The organism is Pseudomonas sp. ICMP22404 (assembly GCF_006227205.1).
Taxonomy (GTDB): domain Bacteria; phylum Pseudomonadota; class Gammaproteobacteria; order Pseudomonadales; family Pseudomonadaceae; genus Aquipseudomonas.
Genome location: NZ_VCNG01000022.1, coordinates 16,045 through 35,130, shown reverse-complemented (window position 1 = coordinate 35,130; position 19,086 = coordinate 16,045). Strand labels below are relative to the sequence as shown.

Here is a 19,086-nt window from a genome sequence, read left to right as displayed (position 1 = left end):
GTGGGAGCAAAGCTTGCTCGCGATTGCGGTAAGTCTGCCAGCCACAATATTGACTGGCCCACCGCTATCGCGAGCAAGCTTCGCTCCCACAGGTTTTGCGTCGTCTGATCGTTAACTGACTGGCGTTAGAGCAAACCTTGCTCCTGCAGAGATCACTTGTTTCATTTCACCTCCACCGTACTCAACCCATTCCCCTGACGCTGGACCCGAATCTGCACCGGGATCCGTTCGTGCATTTCCTGCACATGGGAGATCACCGCGACCTTGCGGCCCTGGGCCTGCAAGCCGTCGAGGGCGTCCATCGCCAGTTGCAGGGACTCGGGGTCGAGGCTGCCAAAGCCCTCGTCGATGAACAGCGACTCGATCCTCAGGGTACTGGACGCCATTGAGGCCAGGCCCAGCGCCAGGGCGAGCGAAACCAGGAAGGTTTCACCCCCTGACAAGGAATGCACCGAACGCAGTTCATCGCCCATTTCCGTATCCAGCACCAGGAGCCCGAGCATGCTGCCGCCGCGCTTGAGCCGGTAGCGCCGCACCAGTTGCCGCAACTGGACGTTCGCGTGGTGCACCAGCAAGTCGAGGTTGTAGGCCTGGGCCAATTTGCGGAAGCGATCGCCGGTGGCCGAACCGATCAGTGCATCCAACCGGGCCCAGCGTTGGTACTCGGCATAGGCCTGCTCGATTTGCAGGGCCAGAGCCTGGTTGGCGCTTTGCCGGCGTTGGTCTTCAGCCTGTTCGGCGCGCAGTTCGGCACAGCGTTGTTCGCTGGCGGAAAATTGCTGTTGCAGTTGGGTGAGGGCCTTGGTCAGTTGTTCGGGCGACAGGTTGCCGTTGTGCTGGGCCTGATGATTCTGCAGGCGCTTTTCCCGTTCGGTCAGCAGTACGCGGGCCTGTTCGATGGCTTTTTCGCTATTGAGCAATCGCTGGCGCAACTGGCCGACCTGTTGCTCATCGAGAGCGAGCAGAGCTTCAAGGGAGGCGTCGTCCAGTTCGGGATGGGAAGTGCGCCATTGGGCGATACCGGCGGCCAGTGCCTGATGTTCAGCTTCCAGGGACTGTGCCTGCTCTTGTCGGGCTTTGAGTTCGGCGGCCAGTTGCACCAGGCTGTTGCGTAACTCGTGCAATTGCTGATTGGCCGTTGCCTCGGCAGTGCGCGCCTGTTCCAGGGCCTGGTCGAGTTGTTGCTGCCACTGTTCGGCGCTGCGGTGTTCGCCGAGTAATTGCGTGAGGGTCTGCTGGCAAGCCTGTTGTTGTTCGGTCAGGCCCTTGAGTTGTTGTTGCGCCGACTCCAGTTGCTGGGCGCGAGTCTGTTGGCGGTCCTGCTCCTTTTCCAGGGTCTGCTGACGCTGGAGCTGTTCGCTGAGCTCGTCGCGCTGCTGTTCCAGTTGTTCCAGGCGCTGGGCAATCTGCTGGTCGAGCTGCATGAATGTCGCGGCCGGCTCGGTGCGCAGGGCTTGCAAGGTGTCGGCCGGCAACAGGCTGCTGAAGTGGCTCAGTTCGTCGTCCAGGCGTCGGCGATCCCGGTCCAGTTCTTGTTGCTGATTGCTCAAGTGCAGTGACGCCTGTTGGCTCGCCGTTTCAGCATTGCGCAGGTGCTGGGTCAGGCGGGCTGCGTCCTGCTGCAGGGTCATTAGGGCGGTTTGTCGCTGCTCGTCCTGGGTGATGCGCTGGTGCAGTTGGGTGTTTTGCTGGATCAGCCAGGCATCGCGCTTGACAGCGTCCTGCGCCAGCAGTTGCGCGGACAGTGGATGGGCTTCCAGGCTGGGGGCCAGGTCCTGTTGCTGGGCTGCCAGTTGTTCCTGTTGCTGTTTCAGCTCCTTGAGCTGGGCCATGACACCGCTGTACTGCGCACGTAGGTCGATGACTTTTTCATTGAGCAGGTCGACGGTTTTGCGGGCGCTGGCCTCTTCGTGTTCATCGTGGCGGCCGAGGCTTTGCAGCAGTGCTTCAGGCTGATGATAGGGATGCTCGACGCTGCCGCACACCGGGCAAGGCTGGTCGTCCTGTAGCTGTGCACGCAATTGCTCGACGCTTTCGCTACGGGCCAGTCGTTGGCGCGCCAGCAGTTCGCGGGTCACGGTCAGGGTCTGTTCGGCAACCGCCAGCTCGGCCTTGGCTTCGCCGCCTTCGCGCACCAGTCGGTCGCGCTCTTGCAACGCCTGCTGTTGGCGTTGTTCAAGCTCGGCGCCACGTTTGTCCAGCGCTTGCTGGCTGGACCACAACCGCGTGAGGTCCTCGAAGGCCCGTTGTTGCTTGCGATTATCTTGCAGCAGAGTGCCGAGCAGTTGGATCTGTTCGGCCACGGCTTCGGGTTCGGCGCCGGCTTCCTTGTAAAGCACCTCGAGCTCTTGCCGACGGGCCACCAGTTCCTCGGCGGCGCGGGTGGCATTGTGTTCCAGCGCAGCGAGTTCGGCCTGGCCCTTGTTCAGGCGATTGCCGATCAGCATCAACTGTTGGAGGCGATCACGGTAGGCGTTCCAGGCATCGCTCAGTGGCGCGAGGTGGGTGCTCTGCTCAAGCTCGCCGGCGATGCGTTGCAAGCGCGCGGCCACTTGGTTTTGCTGTTCGAGCAGGGTGTCGATCGTACGCTGGCCATCCGTGCAGGCCAGTTGTGCCTGCGTCTGGCGCTCGGCGGCCTGATTGGCCTCCTTGATCAGGCGGGCGAGGGTGTTCTGTTCCTCAAAGGCCTGGCGCAGCAACGGCGCGTTGTCCGTGCTTTGTTGACGGGCTGCGGCCAGCGCCTGTTGTGCTGCGGCCAGGCATTTTTCCAGTTGCGCCTGCTGTTCATTCAGGTCGATCTGCTGCTGGTCGAGCTGTTGGATCTGGATCGTCAGCGGCGCCAGGAGCCGGGTCAGTTCCGACTGGCGAATGAACTGATGACGCTGGGGAGCCAGTTGCTCCAGACGGGTCAGCTTCAGGCGCTCGTCCGCCAGGGCGTTCCAGTCGGCCTCGGCTTGCTGCAGTTGTTCGGCGGCGCTGGCGTGCTCTTCCTGCAACTGTCGCAGGTCCTTGAGCCAGGTGTGTTGCAACTCCAGTTGCTTGAGTTGTGCCTGTTGGGTCTTGAGCTGTTGCTGGGCTTCGTCGAAGCGCGCGTCCAACTCGGCCCGGGCCTCGGGGGACAGCGGCGTGACGCCGGTGGCCTGGTCCTGCAACTGCTTGTGGCTTTCCTTGGCCTGCTTGGCCTTGTCGAATGCGCGGCGGCCGAGGCGGGTATACAGAGCGGTGTCGGTGAGTTTTTCCAGCAGTTCGCTGCGGTCGTTGTCGTCGGCCTTGAGGAATGCGCTGAACTCACTCTGGGCCAATAACACGGCGCGGGTGAACTGTTCGAAGTTCAGGCCCAACGCAGCTTCGAGCTGAGCCTTGTACTCGCCTTTCTGACTCGCCAACAACTGGTCGTTGTCCAGGTCCCGCAGGCTCTGGCGACTGGCCTGTAACTTGCCACCGGCCTTTTCCCGGGCGCGATTGGCTTCCCAGCGGGCGCGATAACGGCGCCCGTCTATGCCGCGGAAATCCACTTCCGCGTAACCATCGCCGGTGCCGCGGCGCAACAACGTGCGGGGGTCACCGGTGGCGATTTCACCGTCGGCGTCCGGCACCTTGGCATCGCGCCCGGTGTTGTTCAGGCGCGGCACGGCACCGAACAACGCCAGGCACAGGGCATCGAGCAAGGTGCTTTTGCCGGCGCCAGTGGGGCCGGTGATGGCGAACAGGCCGGCGCTGGCCAGGGGCTCGGCGGTGAAGTCGATGTCGAAAGGACCGGCCAGGGAGGCGAGGTTCTTGAGGCGGATCGCGAGGATCTTCATGGTTGCTCGCTCTCCATCTGGACGTCTTGCAGCAGCACGGCAAAATCCTTGAGGGTCTGCTCATCCACTTCGTCGCCATAGGTGTCCTGCCAGGCCCGGCTGAACAGTTCCTGTGGGCTCAGTTGATCCAGCTCGATCAAGGCCGCGTCGTCATCGGCACTCGCAGCACTGCCGTGGCCCGCGTATTCGGCGGCGATCCGCACCAGCCGCACCGCCTTGCCTTGCAGCGCGGTTTCCACCTGATTGCGCAGGTCCGGCTGGGGTTCGTCGAGGCGCACCCGGACTTCCAGCCAGGGTTGCCGCTGGACGTCGGCCAGCAGGTCGACGTCCGGCAGGTCCTTGAGTTGCCCGAGGATCTCGGCCAGTGGTGCCGGGCCCAGGCGTTGCAGGTTGACGGCCCGGGGAATCAGTCGCGGCTCGACCTTGACCAGGGTGTCGCCGTCCAGGGTGACGTCGAGGATCTGATGCGGGTAGCCGATTTCCGAGAACGACAGCGGAATCGGCGAGCCGCTGTAGCGGATGCGTTCCTCGCCGTTGACCTTCTGCGGCTTGTGCAGGTGGCCGAGGGCGACGTAGCTGATGCTCGGACCGAAGAGACTGGCGGGCAGGGCTTCGGCATTGCCGATGATCAGGCTGCGCTCCGAGTCTTCGGACACCGAACCGCCGGCCATGTGCGCATGGCTGACGGCGATCAGCGCCTGGCCCTTCTTGCGCTTGCCGTTGGCGGCGGCGATCAGCCATTCGTGGACCTGGCCGATGCCCCGCAGATAGTCGTCGCCCAGTTGCGCGCCGGTCACTTCGGCGGGGCGCAGAAACGGCAGGGCGAGGCACCACGCCTTGATCTTGCCCTTGGCATCGGGCAAGGGCAGCAGCAGGCGTTCGACGTCCAGTTGCCCGTCGTCCAGCCACAACACCCGGCCGAGGGCGTGGGTACGCAGCCGTCGCATCAGTGGCGCGGGCAGCTCGATCCTCGAGCCGGAATCGTGGTTGCCGGCGATCATCACGATGGTCAGGTCGGGGTGCTGTTCATGGGCGCTGACGATGAAGTCGTACAGCCGCTCCTGGGCTTTGACCGGCGGGTTGACCGTGTCGAAGATATCGCCGGCGATCAGCAGGACATCGGGCTTTTCGCTGGCCAACTGGCGCAGCAGCCATTCGAGGAAGCACGCGTGTTCGAAATCGCGCTCCTGGCCATGCAGGCTTTGCCCCAGGTGCCAGTCGGAGGTGTGGAACAGACGCAAGGCAAACTCCAGAAAACAGGTGATGGCCGCGGGTGAAGACGGCGGCTGGAAAAGTACAGAGTTTACTGGGAAGAACCGATCCTGTGGCGAGGGGATTTATCCCCGCTGGGCTGCAAAGCAGCCCCAGAACAGGCGACTCAATCTGTCTGGTACATCCAGGCGTAAGTATTTAGGGCCGCTTCGCAGCCCAGCGGGGATAAATCCCCTCGCCACAAGGGCCGGTGATTATTTCGGGTAGAGCGGTGGCAACCCACTGTCACCCAATGGGTCCTGGGAGCGCTCGGCGGCGGGAATGGCCCGAATGGCGCGCCACAGGTCTTCGCCTTGCCAGTGCTGGCCGGTCTCGCTGTAGAGTGCGCCGTTGAGGCCATCCAGGGCGTCGGACAGCGGCACGAAGCGCGCCGCCATGTCGGCCAGGGTTTCCGGCTGCTGGCGGGCCCAGGCGTCGAGTGCCTGGCGGGTGGCGTGGGGGTCGTTGGCCAGGCAGGTACGCTTGAGGTCGTCCAGCAGGGTGCGTGGGCTCGGTCCGGCCTGGGCCGCGCGCAGGATCGCCGGCTGCGAGCGGGCGCGCCACCAGAGACCGAAGCCGAGCAGCGTGGTGCAGGCCAGGAGAAACGAGCTCAGTTGCCAGTACCACAAGGTTTCGTTGTCGACAGTGGTCACGATCTGCGGCGTGCCCGTTGGTGTATCCACCATCAGGCTCGGGTTGTTTGCCACTTGCAGGGTTCGCGCCGGGAGGCTGGTGCGGTCCAGGTGATTTTCCAGGGTGTTCCACCAGATCACTTCAACGGGCGGCAGCTCGATGGTGCCGCTGCGGTTCGGCACCAATGCCTCGCGGTCTTCACGGCTGCCCACCAGCCCGCGTTCGCTGCTGCGGCTGCTCAGCACCGGCTGGTCGGGATAGCGCCGCAGGCCGTTGATTTCCGTGGCCGGCAGGGGGGGGAGTTGGGCGCTGGCCAGGCCTTCGGCTTCAAGGGTCAGGCTGCGGGTCAGGGAATCACCGACCTGGCTGTGGGTCGGCTCCGGGCTCCAGCTCTCGCTCAAGGACAGGCTGCGCGCCGGCAGCCATGGCACATTGGCCGGGTAGCTGGCCGGCTTGGGGTCGACGGTCAGCCGCAGTTGTGTCGAGCTGACGCGCATCAACTGGCCGGGCTTCGGCCCCGACGGCGCCGAGTCCTGGGTCACGGGCTCGACCAGGGTGGCGCTGAACGTCTGGGCCGGGATCGTCAGTTCGCCGCTGCGTTGCGGATAGATGCCGTAACGCAGTTCGATCACGCCGTGGCGCACGTCGTTGATGACTTTTTCATAGGTGCGGGACTCGCCCAACTGTTCGGCGCGTGCATCGGGAATGTGCAAGGGCGTCAGGCTGCTGTCGTCGTACAGCGACACCGAATGGTAGATGCGCAGGGTCAGGATCGCCTGGGCCTGTACATACACGTGACTCTGGTCGAGGCTGGCCTCGATGAATATCGGTGCCAGGGTTCCGGCCGCGTTGCGGGTCTCGCTTTCGATCACTTGCAGGGTGATCGGCTGGCTGGACACTTCGCCCAGATGCACGGCGGGAATCACCACGGTGCCGCTCTGGCGTGGCAACAGGGTCACGATCCAGCGCGTGGTTGCGCGGTTTTCGCCGTCCAGGGTGGTCAACTGGTTGACCTGGCGGGTGCCGCGCACATCGAACAGCGACTGCAGCGGGCTCAGGTCAGGCTTGCCGAACAGCGTGGCATCGGTGGATTCCAGGGTCAGCTCTACCGTTTCCCCGGAGTTCAGGCGGCTGCGATCCACGCTGGCCGTCAACTGCGCTGCCTGGGCGGCGCCGATCCAGAACAGCAAGACAAGGAACTGGGCGGTGAAGCGAATCATTGGGTTTTTCCCTGGGCCTGATGGCTTTGCTGTTCATACCAGAATTTTCGCCTGAGCAGCTCGCCCGGATTATCCGGGATCTGGCGCAGCCATTGCTCCAGCGCTTGATGCTGTTCTTCTTCGTTGCGCTGGCCGGCGGCGGGACGCAACGGTGGGGTGGTGGTCTGCTCGTCGGGCAACTCGCTGCCCGGTACGTCCTGTTCGCCCACCGCAGGCTTGTGGGGCGCCTGGGTTTCATCCTGCGCCGTGGTTGTCTCGGCAGCGGGCGATTCGGTTTCCGAAGGTTGGGATGGCGTACCGGCGTTCGGCGATTGCTCGACGGGGCCCGGCTCTTCGCTTTCGGCTGGCTTGGATTCATCCGGTGGCGGTGTCTGTTCCTTCAACAGGCTTTCCACCAGGGCTTTGTTGGTTTGCGCCGGGCGCAGGTCCGGTTGCAACTCCAGGGCCTGTTCATACGCATCCAGCGCGGCCTCCAATTCGCCACTCTTGGCCAACGCGTTACCCCGATTGTAATGCGCGCGGGCATCGTTGCCTTCGGCAAAGCGTCGGGCGGCCTCGCCATAGGCGCCGGCTTCGTACAGGGCGACCCCTTGCCACTGGCTGTCTTCGAAGTGCTCGGCGGCTTCGGCCGGGCGCTTCTGTTTGAGCAGATGCTGGCCCTGCTGGTCGGGGCGTAACCACAGGTCCTGGAATTCGAAGGCATGGCCGGTCTGCGGCAAGGCGAACAGCAGCGGCAAGCAGAACAGCCAGCCTCGACGCCCGGCACAGGCGGCCAGCAGCAACAGTGGCAGGAGCAACCAATAACCCTGATCGGCCCAGGTGTCCAGGCGCAGGGTCTGGCCGTCGCTGCGCAGATGGCGCGGGCCGGCCAGCAGTCCAAGGCCTTTCAGGTCGCTATCGTCCAGGCGTGCCGGGCGGTAACGGCCGTCCAGTTCGTTGGCGAAGGATTTGAGGCTTGGGCTGTCCAGGCGCGGCAGCAGGATCGCACCTTGGTCATCCTTCAGGTAGCTGCCATCGCTCTGGGCTATCGGAGCGCCTTCCCGGGTACCGATGCCCAGCATCAACAAGCGCGTGGCGGAGCCATCGAGCACCTGGTGAATGCCTTGGCGTTCCTGCTCGTTCAACGACGAACCGATCCACAGGATCCGACCATGGCCCAGCCCGCCCTGGTCCAGCAGAGCCATGGCTTTGTTGATCGCCAGGTCAGCGCGATGGCCGCTTTGCGGCATGATCGACGGCGCCAGGGCTTCGAGCAGGTTGGTGCTGGTGGACAGGTCGTCGGACAGCGGCACCAGGGTATGGGCGCTGCCGGCATAGACAATGATCGCCGTCTGCGCATCGCTGCGGTTATGCAGCAGGTCCAGCAGCTTGCGCCGAGACTGCTCCAGGCGGGTAGGTGGAACGTCGGTGGCGAGCATTTCCGGCGTCAGTTCCAGCACCACCACCAGCGGGTCGGCGGGTTTCTGGCTGGTCTGTTCGACCCGCGCCCAGCTTGGCCCCAGCAATGCCAGCACCATCAGCAACCAACCCAGGCCCAGAGCGATCCAGGGCAGTCGGCTTTCCCGGCCGCTGCCGCCACTGAGTAGCACGGCATGGAACGCCGGGGGCAGGATCATCTGCCAACGGCCCACCCGTTTCTGCCGATGCCACAGTTGCCAGAGCAACCAGCCCAGCAGGGGCAGCAGCAACACGAAAGCGGGGCGCAGCCAGTGCGGCCAGAGCGCGATCATCGGCGCCTCCGCAAACGCAGGCGCTTGAGGCGTTGGCGCCATTCGGCGTGGTGGGCCGGTTGGAACAGCGGCTGGTTGAACAGGCGTTGCAACGGGTTGTCCGGCCAGCGTTCCCGGGCCACCAGCAACACGCTCAACAACAGCGCAACGGCCAGCGGCCACTGATAGAGCGCCTGGGCGGGACGGGCCTGGGTCGGTTGCTGGGTCACCGGTTCGAGTTGATCGAGGGTGTTCTTGATCGCCAACAGTTGCTCTCCGTCCTGGGCGCGAAAGTAGCGGCCGCCAGTGGCGTGGGCGATGTCCTTGAGTGTCGGCTCGTCGAGGTCCAGGCTCGGATTGACGCCGAGAAAACCCGCGGTGCCGCTTTGCTCCGGATCGGCACCGATGCCGATGGGATAAATTTTCACGCCTTCATCGGCGGCCAGCCGGGCGGCGGTCAGCGGGTCGATCTCGCCACCGTTGTTGGCGCCATCGGTGACCAGGATCAGCACGCGGCTGTGGGCCGGGCGCTGGCGCAGGCGTTTGAGGGCCAGGCCAATGGCGTCGCCGATGGCGGTGTTCTTGCCGGCGATGCCGATGCGCGCTTCGTCGAGCCAGCGCCGTACCGTGTGGCGGTCGAACGTCAGCGGGGCCTGCAGATAGGCCTGGCTGCCGAACAGGATCAGGCCGACCCGGTCGCCTTCGCGGCTTTCGAGAAAATCCCCGAGCATGTGCTGGACCAGCGTCAGGCGGCTGACTTCTTCGTCCTTCCACTGCATGTCGGGGAAGTCCATGGAACCCGAGACATCCACCGCCACCAGCAGGTCACGGCCGCTGGCGGCAATCGGCAGCGGCTCTCCCAGCCATTGCGGGCGAGCGGCGGCAATCAGCAACAGCAGCCAGAGCAGGATGAAGGGCGCCTGCTGACGCCAGCTCGGCAAACTGGTCCGGGCCCGACGTCCGACGAGGCCTTCCAGGTCTTCGAGGAAGCTGACCTTGAGCATCGACTCGCCGCTGTCGGCCGCCGGCAGCACCAGGCGCATCAGCCAGGGCAGCGGCAACAGGGCAAAAATCCACGGCCAGGCGAACTCAAACATGCTTGCGAATCCAGATTTCAACGGCTTGGGTCAGGCCGGCGATAGCCTTGTCATCCAGCTTGCATTCGGGTTTGTAGGCGCCTTCGACCAACACCATCCAGCGGGTCAGGCCGGCCGCCGGGCAGCGGTTATCCAGGAAGGCCAACCACTTTCGTCCATTGAGGGTGTGGCTCTGGCTGTAGGGATAGTGGTTGCGGCACAGGCGCTTGAGCAGTCCGTTGAGTTGTTGCAGCCAGGCACCGGCCGGTGCGCCGTCATAGGGTTTGGGCAGCAGCGCCAGTTCGGCCAGGGCGGCCAGGCGCACCGGGTCCAGGGGCTGCTCGGTGCGGGCGGTGGTGCGCTTGACGGGAAGGAACCGGCGCAGGTGCCATAGGCCCAGGCCCAGCAGCGGCAGCAACACAAGCAGTAGCCACCAGCCGGGCGCGGGGGGCCAGAACCCGACGGGAGGGGGCGCTATCAGCGGCTGCAACTGATCGAGGCTGCTCATCGGCTTTTCCCCGTTCGGCCGGGATTCAGGTATTCGCGCAGTTGTTCGACCATGTCGCCCTGGGTGCTGAGGGGCAGCATAAGGATTCGCAACTTCTGCGCCAGCCACTCCCAGCGCGCCTGGCGTGCCTCGGCCTGGGCCCGATAGGCCTGGCGCAGTTCGACGTTCAACGTGTCGAGTTCCAGCTGCGCGCCGCGCTGGGCGAAACGCAGCAACCCGGCAGCGGGGAGGGCGTGGTCCAGCGGGTCCGACAGCGGCAGCAGCAACAGGTCGCAGTGACGGGACAGCAGGCTCAGTTGCTGCTCGGCGCTGTCGGACAGCGCACGTTCGTCGCAGATCACGATGACCAGGCTGCCGGGGCGCAGTACCTCGCGGGCCCGGCGCAGGGCAACACCGAATGAATCGCGGTCCGGCTCGCTTTCGGTGTGCAGCGACTGATTGACCCGCACCAGGCGGTTGAGCAGTTGCAACAGGCTCTGCTTGCTGCGCCGTGGCTTGACCTCGTAATGGGTATTGTTGCCGAACACCAGCCCGCCGACCCGGTCGTTATGCCCCAGCGCGGCCCAGCCGATGAGGCTGGCGGCCTGGGCGGCAAGCACGGACTTGAACACCTGCCCCGAACCGAAGAACAGGCGATGGCTCTGCTCGATCATGATGAAGATCGGCCGCTCCCGCTCTTCATGGAACAGTTTGGTGTGGGGCTCCTGGGTCCGGGCAGTGACGCGCCAGTCGATGGTGCGCACGTCGTCGCCGGCCTGGTAGACCCGCACCTGGTCGAAGTCCACCCCGCGCCCGCGCAGCTTGGAGTGGTGCAGGCCGATCAGCGGGCTGCGCTGGCCCGGCGTCGAGAACAATTGCACTTCGCGCACGCGATGGCGCATCTCGATCAGCTCCGAAAGGCTGACGCGGATGCCCGGTGCAGGCGCGAGTGGGTTATTCATGACTCATGCTCAAGCGACAGCGACGACGTCGAGAATCCGCTGCACGACCCGGTCCTGATCAATGCCCGCGGCTTCCGCTTCGAACGACAGGATGATGCGATGGCGCAGCACGTCGAACAGCACGGCCTGGATGTCCTCCGGGCTGACGAAGTCCCGTCCGGCCAGCCAGGCGTGGGCGCGGGCGCAGCGGTCCAGGGCAATCGAGCCCCGTGGACTGGCGCCGTAGGCGATCCACTCGGCCAACTCCGGGTCGAACTTGGCCGGGGTGCGGGTCGCCATGACCAGCTGTACCAGGTATTCCTCCACGGCGTCGGCCATATAGAGGCCGAGGATTTCCTTGCGGGCAGAGAAGATCGCCTGTTGGCTCACCCGACGCTCCGGCGTGGTTTCGCCGTGCAACGCTTCGCCCCGGGCCTGTTGCAGGATGCGGCGTTCCACGGCGGCATCCGGGAAACCGATCTTGACGTGCATCAGGAACCGGTCGAGCTGGGCTTCGGGCAGCGGATAGGTGCCTTCCTGCTCGATCGGGTTCTGCGTGGCCATGACCAGGAACAGCGGTGACAGCTCATAGGTGCTGCGCCCGACACTGACCTGCCGTTCGGCCATCGCTTCGAGCAAGGCCGACTGGACCTTGGCCGGGGCACGGTTGATTTCGTCCGCCAGCACCAGGTTGTGGAAGATCGGGCCCTGCTGGAACACGAAGCTGCCGGTTTCCGGACGGTAGATTTCCGTGCCGGTGATGTCGGCGGGCAGCAGGTCGGGGGTGAACTGGATGCGGTGGAATTGCGCCTCGACGCCTTCGGCCAACTCCTTGATGGCCTTGGTCTTGGCCAGGCCCGGCGCGCCCTCTACCAACATGTGGCCGTCGGCGAGCAAGGCGATGAGCAGGCGCTCGATGAGTTTTTCCTGGCCGAGGATCTGCGTTGAAAGAAAGGTTCGCAGCGCAAGCAGCGCTTCACGATGTTCCATCGGTGACGGTTCCTGGAAAGGGTGGCCCAGGGCGTTCGGATAACGCCGGGGCTGGGGGCGTTACTTTAATGCATGGCGGGGGGTGGCGACTAACGGGATTTTGATCGGGTGTTCACAATTGTGATCGGCTCGTAGTCATCGCGGCAGCGAGCGTGCTTGAGATGACGGCCGTTCATCCCGCGTCTTTGCCTGCGGGTCTTGCGTCTTGGTGGGCTGGCTCGCGCCTGCGAAGGGGCGGACGGGGCTAATGCCAGTCAGTTAAGCCACAGCCCTGTGGGAGCAAAGCTTGCTCGCGATTGCGGTAAGTCGGTCAGCAGCAATGTTGACTGATCTGTCATTATCGCGAGCAAGCTTTGCTCCCACAGGTTTTGCGCCGTTTGATCCTTAGCTGACTGGTATTAGGGAGGGGGCCCGTTTTTTGGTGGTTCTCAAACCCTGTCGGCGCAAGTCTGCTGGCGATGATCGTGATGCCGGTGACAAACGACTCAACCTTTCCAGGCTTCCCGGTTCACCAGGTTCATCGGCCGCTCTCCCGCCAATGCCGCCAGCAGGTTGTCCACCGCGCAGCGCGCCATTGCTTCTCGGGTCTCGTGGGTAGCCGAACCCATATGCGGGGTGGCCACCACGTTGTCCATGTGCAGCAGCGGCGAGTCCGGGTCCAAGGGTTCGCGTTCGAACACGTCCAGTCCCGCGCCACGGATCTGGCCGTTGCGCAGGGCGTCGATCAGCGCCGCTTCGTCCACCACCTTGCCCCGGGAGATGTTGATGAACAGGGTCTCGGGGCGCATCTGCGCAAATGCTCGTGCATCGATCAAGCCTTGGGTCTCGGCCGTCAACGGCAGGGTCAGGCAAACGAAGTCGGCTTGGCGCAACAGCGTTTCCAACGAACAGTAGCGGGCATTGAATCGCTGCTCGACGGCAGGTTTGGGCGAGTGGCTGTGGTAGAGCACCGGCATACCGAAGCCGAAGTGGCCGCGCTGTGCCAAGGCCTCACCGATACGGCCCATGCCGATGATGCCCAGGGTCTTGCCGTGGACATCGGTGCCGAAATGCCGGGGGCCGATGCTTTGTTGCCAGCCGCCTGCGCGAACCAGGTTGGCCAGTTCCACCACTCGGCGGGCCGTCGCCAGGATCAGCGCGAACCCGGTGTCGGCCGTGGTCTCGGTCAGCACGTCCGGGGTATTGCTCAGCAGGATCCGGCGTTCGGTCAGGTAGTCGATGTCATAGTTGTCGACCCCCACCGAGACGCTGGCGATGGCTTGCAGGTTCGGCGCCAGGTCCAGTAGCGAAGCGTCCAGCTTGAGGCTCGCGCCCAAGAGGCCATGGGCGCCGGGCAGGGCGTCGCGCAGGTGCGCCAGGCCCTGGGCATCCAGGCGGTCGATGAGGGTGACGTCGGCCTGGGCTTGCAAACGGGCCATCAGTGACGCCGACAGCGCCTTGTACAACACCACGTGCTTTTTCATGAGCGGGGTCTCGATTCAGGAATGGGCGGGCGCCGGGTGCGGCGTCGCGGAATGAGGGGTGGCGCGGTCGCTGGCGCCGGGTTTGAGGGCAAGGGTCAGCACCACTGACAGCAGCAGCGCGCCACTCATCAGCAGGAAGGACATGCCCGGGGAGCCGGTGGAGCCATTGAGGTAGCCCACCAGGTACGAACCACCGAAGGAGCCCAGCGCGCCCATGCTGTTGATCAGCGCCATGGCGCCGCCGGCGACGTTGGCCGGCAGGATTTCCGGAACGATGGCAAAAAATGGCCCGTAAGGCGCGTACATGCAGGCGCCGGCGATCACCAGCAGGCTGTAGGACCACCAGAAATGTTCAGGCCCCAGCAGGTACGAGGCGTAGAACGCGATGGAAGCCACCAGCAGCGGCGGCCAGACGAAGCGCTTGCGCTTCTGTGCCTTGTCCGAGGCCCAGGACACGCCGAGCATGGCGACGACGGCCGCCAGGTACGGCAACGACGACAGCCACCCGGCCTCGACCATGCTCATTTGCAGGCCGGCCTTGAGGATGGACGGCAACCACAGCACGAACCCGTAGACCCCGATGCTCCAGCAGAAGAACTGCAACGCCAGGATGATGACTTTGGGCGAGCGGAAGGCCTCGGCGTAGTTCTTCACTGCCTTGATGCCGACTTGTTCGGCTGCCAGCACGCTTTCCAGGTCCTGCTTTTCCTGAGCGCTGAGCCACTTGGCCTCGGACGGACGATCGTCCGCCAGGCGCCACCAGATGAAGGCCCAGAGAACCGCCGGCAGTCCTTCGATGATGAACATCCAGCGCCAGTCGAATTGCTGCACCAGGTAACCCGACACCACCGACATCCACAACATGGTCACCGGGTTGCCGAGGATCAGGAAGGTATTGGCGCGCGAGCGTTCGGCCCGGGTGAACCAGTGGCACAGGTACACCAGCATGGCCGGCATCACGGCGGCTTCGACCACGCCGAGCATGAAACGGATCACGATCAGCCAGTAGGCGTTGGACACCACGCCGGTCAACGTCGCCAGCGAGCCCCAGAGGATCAGGCTGACGAAGATCAGTTTCTTCACGCTGTGCTTCTGCGCGTAGATCGCTCCCGGCACCTGGAAGAAAAAGTAGCCGAGGAAAAACAGTGCGCCGAGCAGTGACGACAGCCCCGGGGTGATCATCAAGTCCTTGGCCATGCCGGAGGCTGCGGCGAATCCATAATTGGCTCGGTCCAGGTAGGCCAGGCTGTAGGTGATGAACACGATGGGCATGATGTACCACCAGCGGCGGGTGGCGAGGTTGAGCGTTTGCATGTCGTTGACTCCTGAGCTTGTTGTTTTTGTTGCAGCAGGTGTATTTGCGGTGTACTTCAGGCCTTTATCGCGAGCAGGCTCGCTCCCACGGATTTAACGGCAACCCATGTGGGAGCGAGCCTGCTCGCGAATGGCGCCCTCAAATTCGGCCGATAACTCGGTTCGGGTCGGCAACCCCTCCATGTCTCCTCGGTTCTGCACCGCGCGACTGCCAATCCAGTTGGCGCGCTGTACGGCCTCGGTGATATCGCGGTGTTCCAGCAGCGCGCTGATCAGGCCGACGGCGAACCCGTCCCCGGCGCCTACCGTGTCCACCACCCGGGCCACTGGCACGCCAGCCACGAAGCCCTGGGCCTGCGGCGTGCGGTAATAGGCGCCTTGTGCGCCGAGCTTGATCACCACGGCGTTGGCGCCTTGGTCCAGGTAGAAGGCGGCGATGTCGGCCGGGTCGTCGAAACCGGTCAGCAACCGGCCTTCCCCGAGCCCGGGCAAGACCCAGTGGGCGAGGGCGGCGAGGCGATTGACTTCGCGGATCATCAACGACTCGCTGGACCACAGGCTGGGTCGCAGGTTGGGGTCGAAGGACAGGCTGCGGCCGGCCTCGCGCATGCGGGTCATCAACTCAAAGGACATCTCGCGGGCCGTCACCGACAGCGCTGGCACAATCCCGGTGGCATGCAGGTGTCGGGCGCCCAGCAGCGCCGGAGCGATGGCGTCGATCGACAAGTGGCTGGCCGCCGAGCCGCGGCGGAAATATTCCACCTGCGGGTCGCTGCCATCGTCGTTACGGGATTTGAACTGGAACCCGGTAGGGTGCGTTGGATCGACCGCCACGTGACGACAATCCAGGCCTTCCTGCTCCAGCGTCTGCACGACAAAGCGTCCCAGGGAGTCGGCGCCGACCCGGCTCAGCCACGCCACGTTGAAGCCCAGCCGTGCCAGGCCGATGGCGACATTGCTGTCGGCCCCGGCGATACGCTTGCTGAAATGGTTGACGTTGGCCAGGTCGCCGCAGCTGTCGGCCACCAGCATCGCCATGGTTTCGCCGAACGACAAGATATCGAATTCAGACATGGGCGGGCTCCCGGTGTGCCTGCCCGAGGCCTGCAAGAATGGTGACGTGTTCAGTGGTCAATTGCAGCAGGTCATCGCCTTGGAGCGGGTACTCGGCGGCGCGCATCACGCCGGCGGGCATCTGCTTGAACAGCTGTTCCCACAGATGCAGATCAGCCTGCGCCGGCGGCACCGCAATCAGTTTGCCGTCGTCGCGACGGGCCACAGCCTTGCAATGCACATACCTCACATGGCGTCCGAGCTGCCGGGCCGCTTGGGTCGCCGATTGGTCCTGCCACTGCCAGTTGCCAATGTCGAAGGTCATGCCAATGGGCAACTCTTGTCGCTCAGTGGCGGCGAAGAACCGTTGGAAGGGTTCGATCCGGCCGCCCTGCAACGTCTGGTCGTTCTCTACCAGCAACTGCACCGGGCTGACGGCGAGCATGTTCGCCAGGACGGCCAGGTCATGGGACGCGGTGAAATGCCCGAGCGAGACTTTCAGCCATTTCGAACCGAACGCCTCGGCACGCTGCAAGGCCAGCGACAGGGCGGGATTGGGCTGGACGCAGTCGGCAAGCCACAGTTCGAGGGGCGATGAAAAAATACTTTGCAGGCCTTGGGCCTGGGCGCTGGCCGCCAGCTCGGCGGGCTGCTCGTGGGTAAGCAGTTCTTCGCGCCATTCGATCCGCGAGGCGCCGGCGGCAGCCAATAGCAGGGTGAAACGGCCTTGACCTTGCTGCCGCACCAAGTCGGCGCCGTAGCTGGACAGGCTGATGGAAACGGGTGGTTTATTCATTGTTCTACACCTCTGAAACCGGTTTCAGTTTTGTTCAAAAAAAGGGGAGCGCTTGGGGCAATGCAGTCAGTTAAGGATCAAACGGTGCAGAATCTGTGGGAGCAAAGCTTGCTGGCGATAGTGGCAGGCCGGTCAACATTATTGCTGACTGACTTACCGCTATCGCGAGCAAGCTTTGCTCCCACGGGCTTAACTGACTGGCATTAAAGGCTTGGGGGGCCCTTCGTGAGCAGGCCATCATTGATCCAACCCCCGGGTCGACCCACGCTCAATCAGCTGCGCCGCAAAATCCAGGGTCTGCACCGGCCCGTTGTCGCCGCGCAAGCGCTTGAGCAGGCACTCGAAGGCTCGGGCGCCGATCTCCGCGGTCGGTTGGGCCAGGGCGGTGATGCCGCTGCCCACCAACGGGTACCAGTCCAGATCATCGAGGGCGATCAGGCCCACGTCGTCGAACAGCTGGCAGCCCAGTTCGCGCAATACTTGGGTGGCGGCCAGGGCGGCAATGCCGTTGGCGCAGAACAGCGCCTTGGGGCCAGGGCCCGGCTGGGCGAGGAAGGTCTTGATCCGGGTCGTCAGTTGATCGCGGATTTCCACCACGGCGCCGGCCAGGGCCGGGCGTCGTTCGATCTCCGACTTGAAGCTGTCGACCCGCTCGATCCGTGAACTGGTGCCGTCGAACGGTTCAGTCACCAGCAGCAGGTCGCGGTAGCCGCGCTGTTCGAGATGATCGAGCGCCATCTTCACCGCTGCGGGGTTGTCCAGGCCGACCAAGTCGCTTTCGAGCCGATCGACCTTGCGATCCACCAGCACCAGGGGCATCTCGCTTCGCAGTTCAAGCAGTTCGTCCCGGTGATGACCCAGGGTGTTCACGATCAGCCCTTCGATGTTGTAGGCACGCAACAGGGCCAGATGCTGACGTTCCTGTTCATCGTCGCGGTCGGTGTTGCACACCACCAGGCTGTAGCCGTGGCGGCGGCAGGCGGTCTCCACACCGTGCATCACGGCAATTGAATAGGGGTTGCGGATATCGGCCACCAGCATGCCGATCAGGCGGGTACGGCCGCGCTTGAGGCCTCGGGCCATCTGGTTGGGGCGATAGCCCAGCTCGCTGATCGCCTGCTCGATGCGCCGGGCGATGGCCTCGGAGAGCAGGGCGCGGTCCTCGCCGATGAACCGCGAGACGCTGGCCTTGGAAACCCCGGCGCGTTCGGCGACATCGAGCATGGTCACGCGGCTGCGCTGGGCGGCGGAGAAAGAATTCACGGTTGGAAACCTGCCTGTTGGATTTATTAGCGGCTCTGAAACCGGTTTCAGGAAACCTCAGAACCCGGTGAGTCGTCAAGGGCGTTGTGCGGGAGGGGCGACCGACGGTGGATGTCGATCAGGGGGCAGGTGGCTGGACCGCCGCTATCGCGAGCAGGCTCGCTCCCACAGTGGGGACGAGGTGTTCTCGGGAATAGCGGCCGCCACAGGTCCCTGGTGAGAGCGGGCTTGCTCGCGATAGCGGTGGATCAGTGGCGATGAGGTTGGCTGACACGCCGTCTTCGCGGGCAAGCCCGCTTCCACAGGGTTGTGAGGTGGCATCGGAATAGTGGCCGCCACAGGTCCCTTGTGGGAGCGAGCCTGCTCGCGATAGCGGCCGCGCTGACGCTGAAATCAATTCTGTCTGACGTAGGTCCCTACACCCCTGAGGATGTTCTGCAACGTCAGTTCCACCTCCGCCAAGTCGGCTTCATCGGTGTCATGGCTGATTTCCAGCACATCGTCGCCATTGAGCGCATCGGCATCGGCCGCAGCGATTTCGATTTTCAGCAATGTCGGGCTGAGGGTGACTTTCACGCCGTCCAGGGTCGACGGCTCGCCATCGAGGGCGATTTCCAGTTCGTCTTCGTCGGGGTAGCGGGTCATCAGGAACATTTCGCCCTGGGCGCTGTGGCAGCAAAGCATGGCCATGTTGTCTTCTTCGTCATCGCACGGGTTGGCGATCAGAAGGGCGGTGGTCATTTGCATCGGGACGGCTCCTGGCTCGATGAGCCTTGCGGGTGCGAAGAAGCGGAGTTTGCCAGCCTGGGGGATTTACTGCGACCACAGCCGTCATCTGTGCACGATTTCACATCGCGGGGTGCCGATTGTTCCCCAGGCTGCTAGGGTTGTTCGATGCATACGCTAGTCGATGTCCGAATATGTCGCAGCGCTGCAAGCAGGGGCCTTATCGCACTCGTTAAGCTGCGCAACGGATGCGCACTTGCACGGGCATTTCCTGTAGATGCCCGTGACATGGAAATGGAATGTGACCTGCGGGTCTTGTCCAGCTTCACCCACCTGTCGTCCTGTTTCCTCTGCCCGAGAA

At 64.1% G+C, this 19,086-nt stretch carries 14 protein-coding genes; all 14 read right to left on the bottom strand.

What is annotated here, in order from left to right; genetic code table 11:
• Positions 1-161: 161 nt before the first annotated feature.
• Positions 162-3,803, bottom strand: a complete 3,642-nt coding sequence (locus tag FGE05_RS27545) for an AAA family ATPase (protein WP_139649931.1) — start codon at positions 3,801-3,803, stop codon at positions 162-164.
• On the bottom strand, positions 3,800-5,044 hold the full coding sequence (locus tag FGE05_RS27540) for an exonuclease SbcCD subunit D C-terminal domain-containing protein (protein WP_139649929.1): 1,245 nt from the start codon (positions 5,042-5,044) through the stop codon (positions 3,800-3,802). The genes FGE05_RS27545 and FGE05_RS27540 overlap by 4 nt, the downstream gene beginning before the upstream one ends.
• A gap of 225 nt (positions 5,045-5,269) precedes the next feature.
• On the bottom strand, positions 5,270-6,907 hold the full coding sequence (locus FGE05_RS27535; RefSeq protein WP_139649927.1) for a BatD family protein: 1,638 nt from the start codon (positions 6,905-6,907) through the stop codon (positions 5,270-5,272).
• The gene (locus FGE05_RS27530; protein ID WP_139649924.1) at positions 6,904-8,637 is read right to left on the bottom strand and encodes a VWA domain-containing protein; all 1,734 of its coding nucleotides are present in this window, start codon (positions 8,635-8,637) and stop codon (positions 6,904-6,906) included. The genes FGE05_RS27535 and FGE05_RS27530 overlap by 4 nt, the downstream gene beginning before the upstream one ends.
• On the bottom strand, positions 8,634-9,713 hold the full coding sequence (locus FGE05_RS27525; protein ID WP_139649922.1) for a VWA domain-containing protein: 1,080 nt from the start codon (positions 9,711-9,713) through the stop codon (positions 8,634-8,636). The genes FGE05_RS27530 and FGE05_RS27525 overlap by 4 nt, the downstream gene beginning before the upstream one ends.
• Positions 9,706-10,200, bottom strand: a complete 495-nt coding sequence (locus tag FGE05_RS27520; protein ID WP_041024973.1) for a DUF4381 domain-containing protein — start codon at positions 10,198-10,200, stop codon at positions 9,706-9,708. Before FGE05_RS27520 ends, FGE05_RS27525 begins: the two co-directional genes overlap by 8 nt.
• Positions 10,197-11,141: a DUF58 domain-containing protein gene (locus tag FGE05_RS27515; protein WP_139649920.1), complete on the bottom strand. Its 945-nt coding sequence runs from the start codon at positions 11,139-11,141 to the stop codon at positions 10,197-10,199. The genes FGE05_RS27520 and FGE05_RS27515 overlap by 4 nt, the downstream gene beginning before the upstream one ends.
• A 9-nt stretch (positions 11,142-11,150) precedes the next feature.
• The gene (locus tag FGE05_RS27510; RefSeq protein WP_024779683.1) at positions 11,151-12,110 is read right to left on the bottom strand and encodes a MoxR family ATPase; all 960 of its coding nucleotides are present in this window, start codon (positions 12,108-12,110) and stop codon (positions 11,151-11,153) included.
• 485 nt (positions 12,111-12,595) lie between these two features.
• The gene (locus FGE05_RS27505; RefSeq protein WP_139649918.1) at positions 12,596-13,573 is read right to left on the bottom strand and encodes a D-glycerate dehydrogenase; all 978 of its coding nucleotides are present in this window, start codon (positions 13,571-13,573) and stop codon (positions 12,596-12,598) included.
• Between the two features lie 15 nt (positions 13,574-13,588).
• A complete protein-coding gene (locus tag FGE05_RS27500) occupies positions 13,589-14,887 on the bottom strand; it encodes an MFS transporter (RefSeq protein WP_139649917.1) in 1,299 nt (432 codons plus the stop codon).
• A gap of 93 nt (positions 14,888-14,980) precedes the next feature.
• Positions 14,981-15,961: a sugar kinase gene (locus FGE05_RS27495; RefSeq protein ID WP_139649916.1), complete on the bottom strand. Its 981-nt coding sequence runs from the start codon at positions 15,959-15,961 to the stop codon at positions 14,981-14,983.
• Entirely contained in the window at positions 15,954-16,736 is a 783-nt protein-coding gene (locus tag FGE05_RS27490; RefSeq protein ID WP_139649914.1) for a sugar phosphate isomerase/epimerase, read from the bottom strand. The genes FGE05_RS27495 and FGE05_RS27490 overlap by 8 nt, the downstream gene beginning before the upstream one ends.
• Positions 16,737-16,973: 237 nt before the next feature.
• On the bottom strand, positions 16,974-17,999 hold the full coding sequence (locus FGE05_RS27485) for a LacI family DNA-binding transcriptional regulator (protein WP_139649912.1): 1,026 nt from the start codon (positions 17,997-17,999) through the stop codon (positions 16,974-16,976).
• 393 nt (positions 18,000-18,392) lie between these two features.
• Positions 18,393-18,746: a hypothetical protein gene (locus FGE05_RS27480; RefSeq protein WP_139649910.1), complete on the bottom strand. Its 354-nt coding sequence runs from the start codon at positions 18,744-18,746 to the stop codon at positions 18,393-18,395.
• Positions 18,747-19,086: the final 340 nt, after the last annotated feature.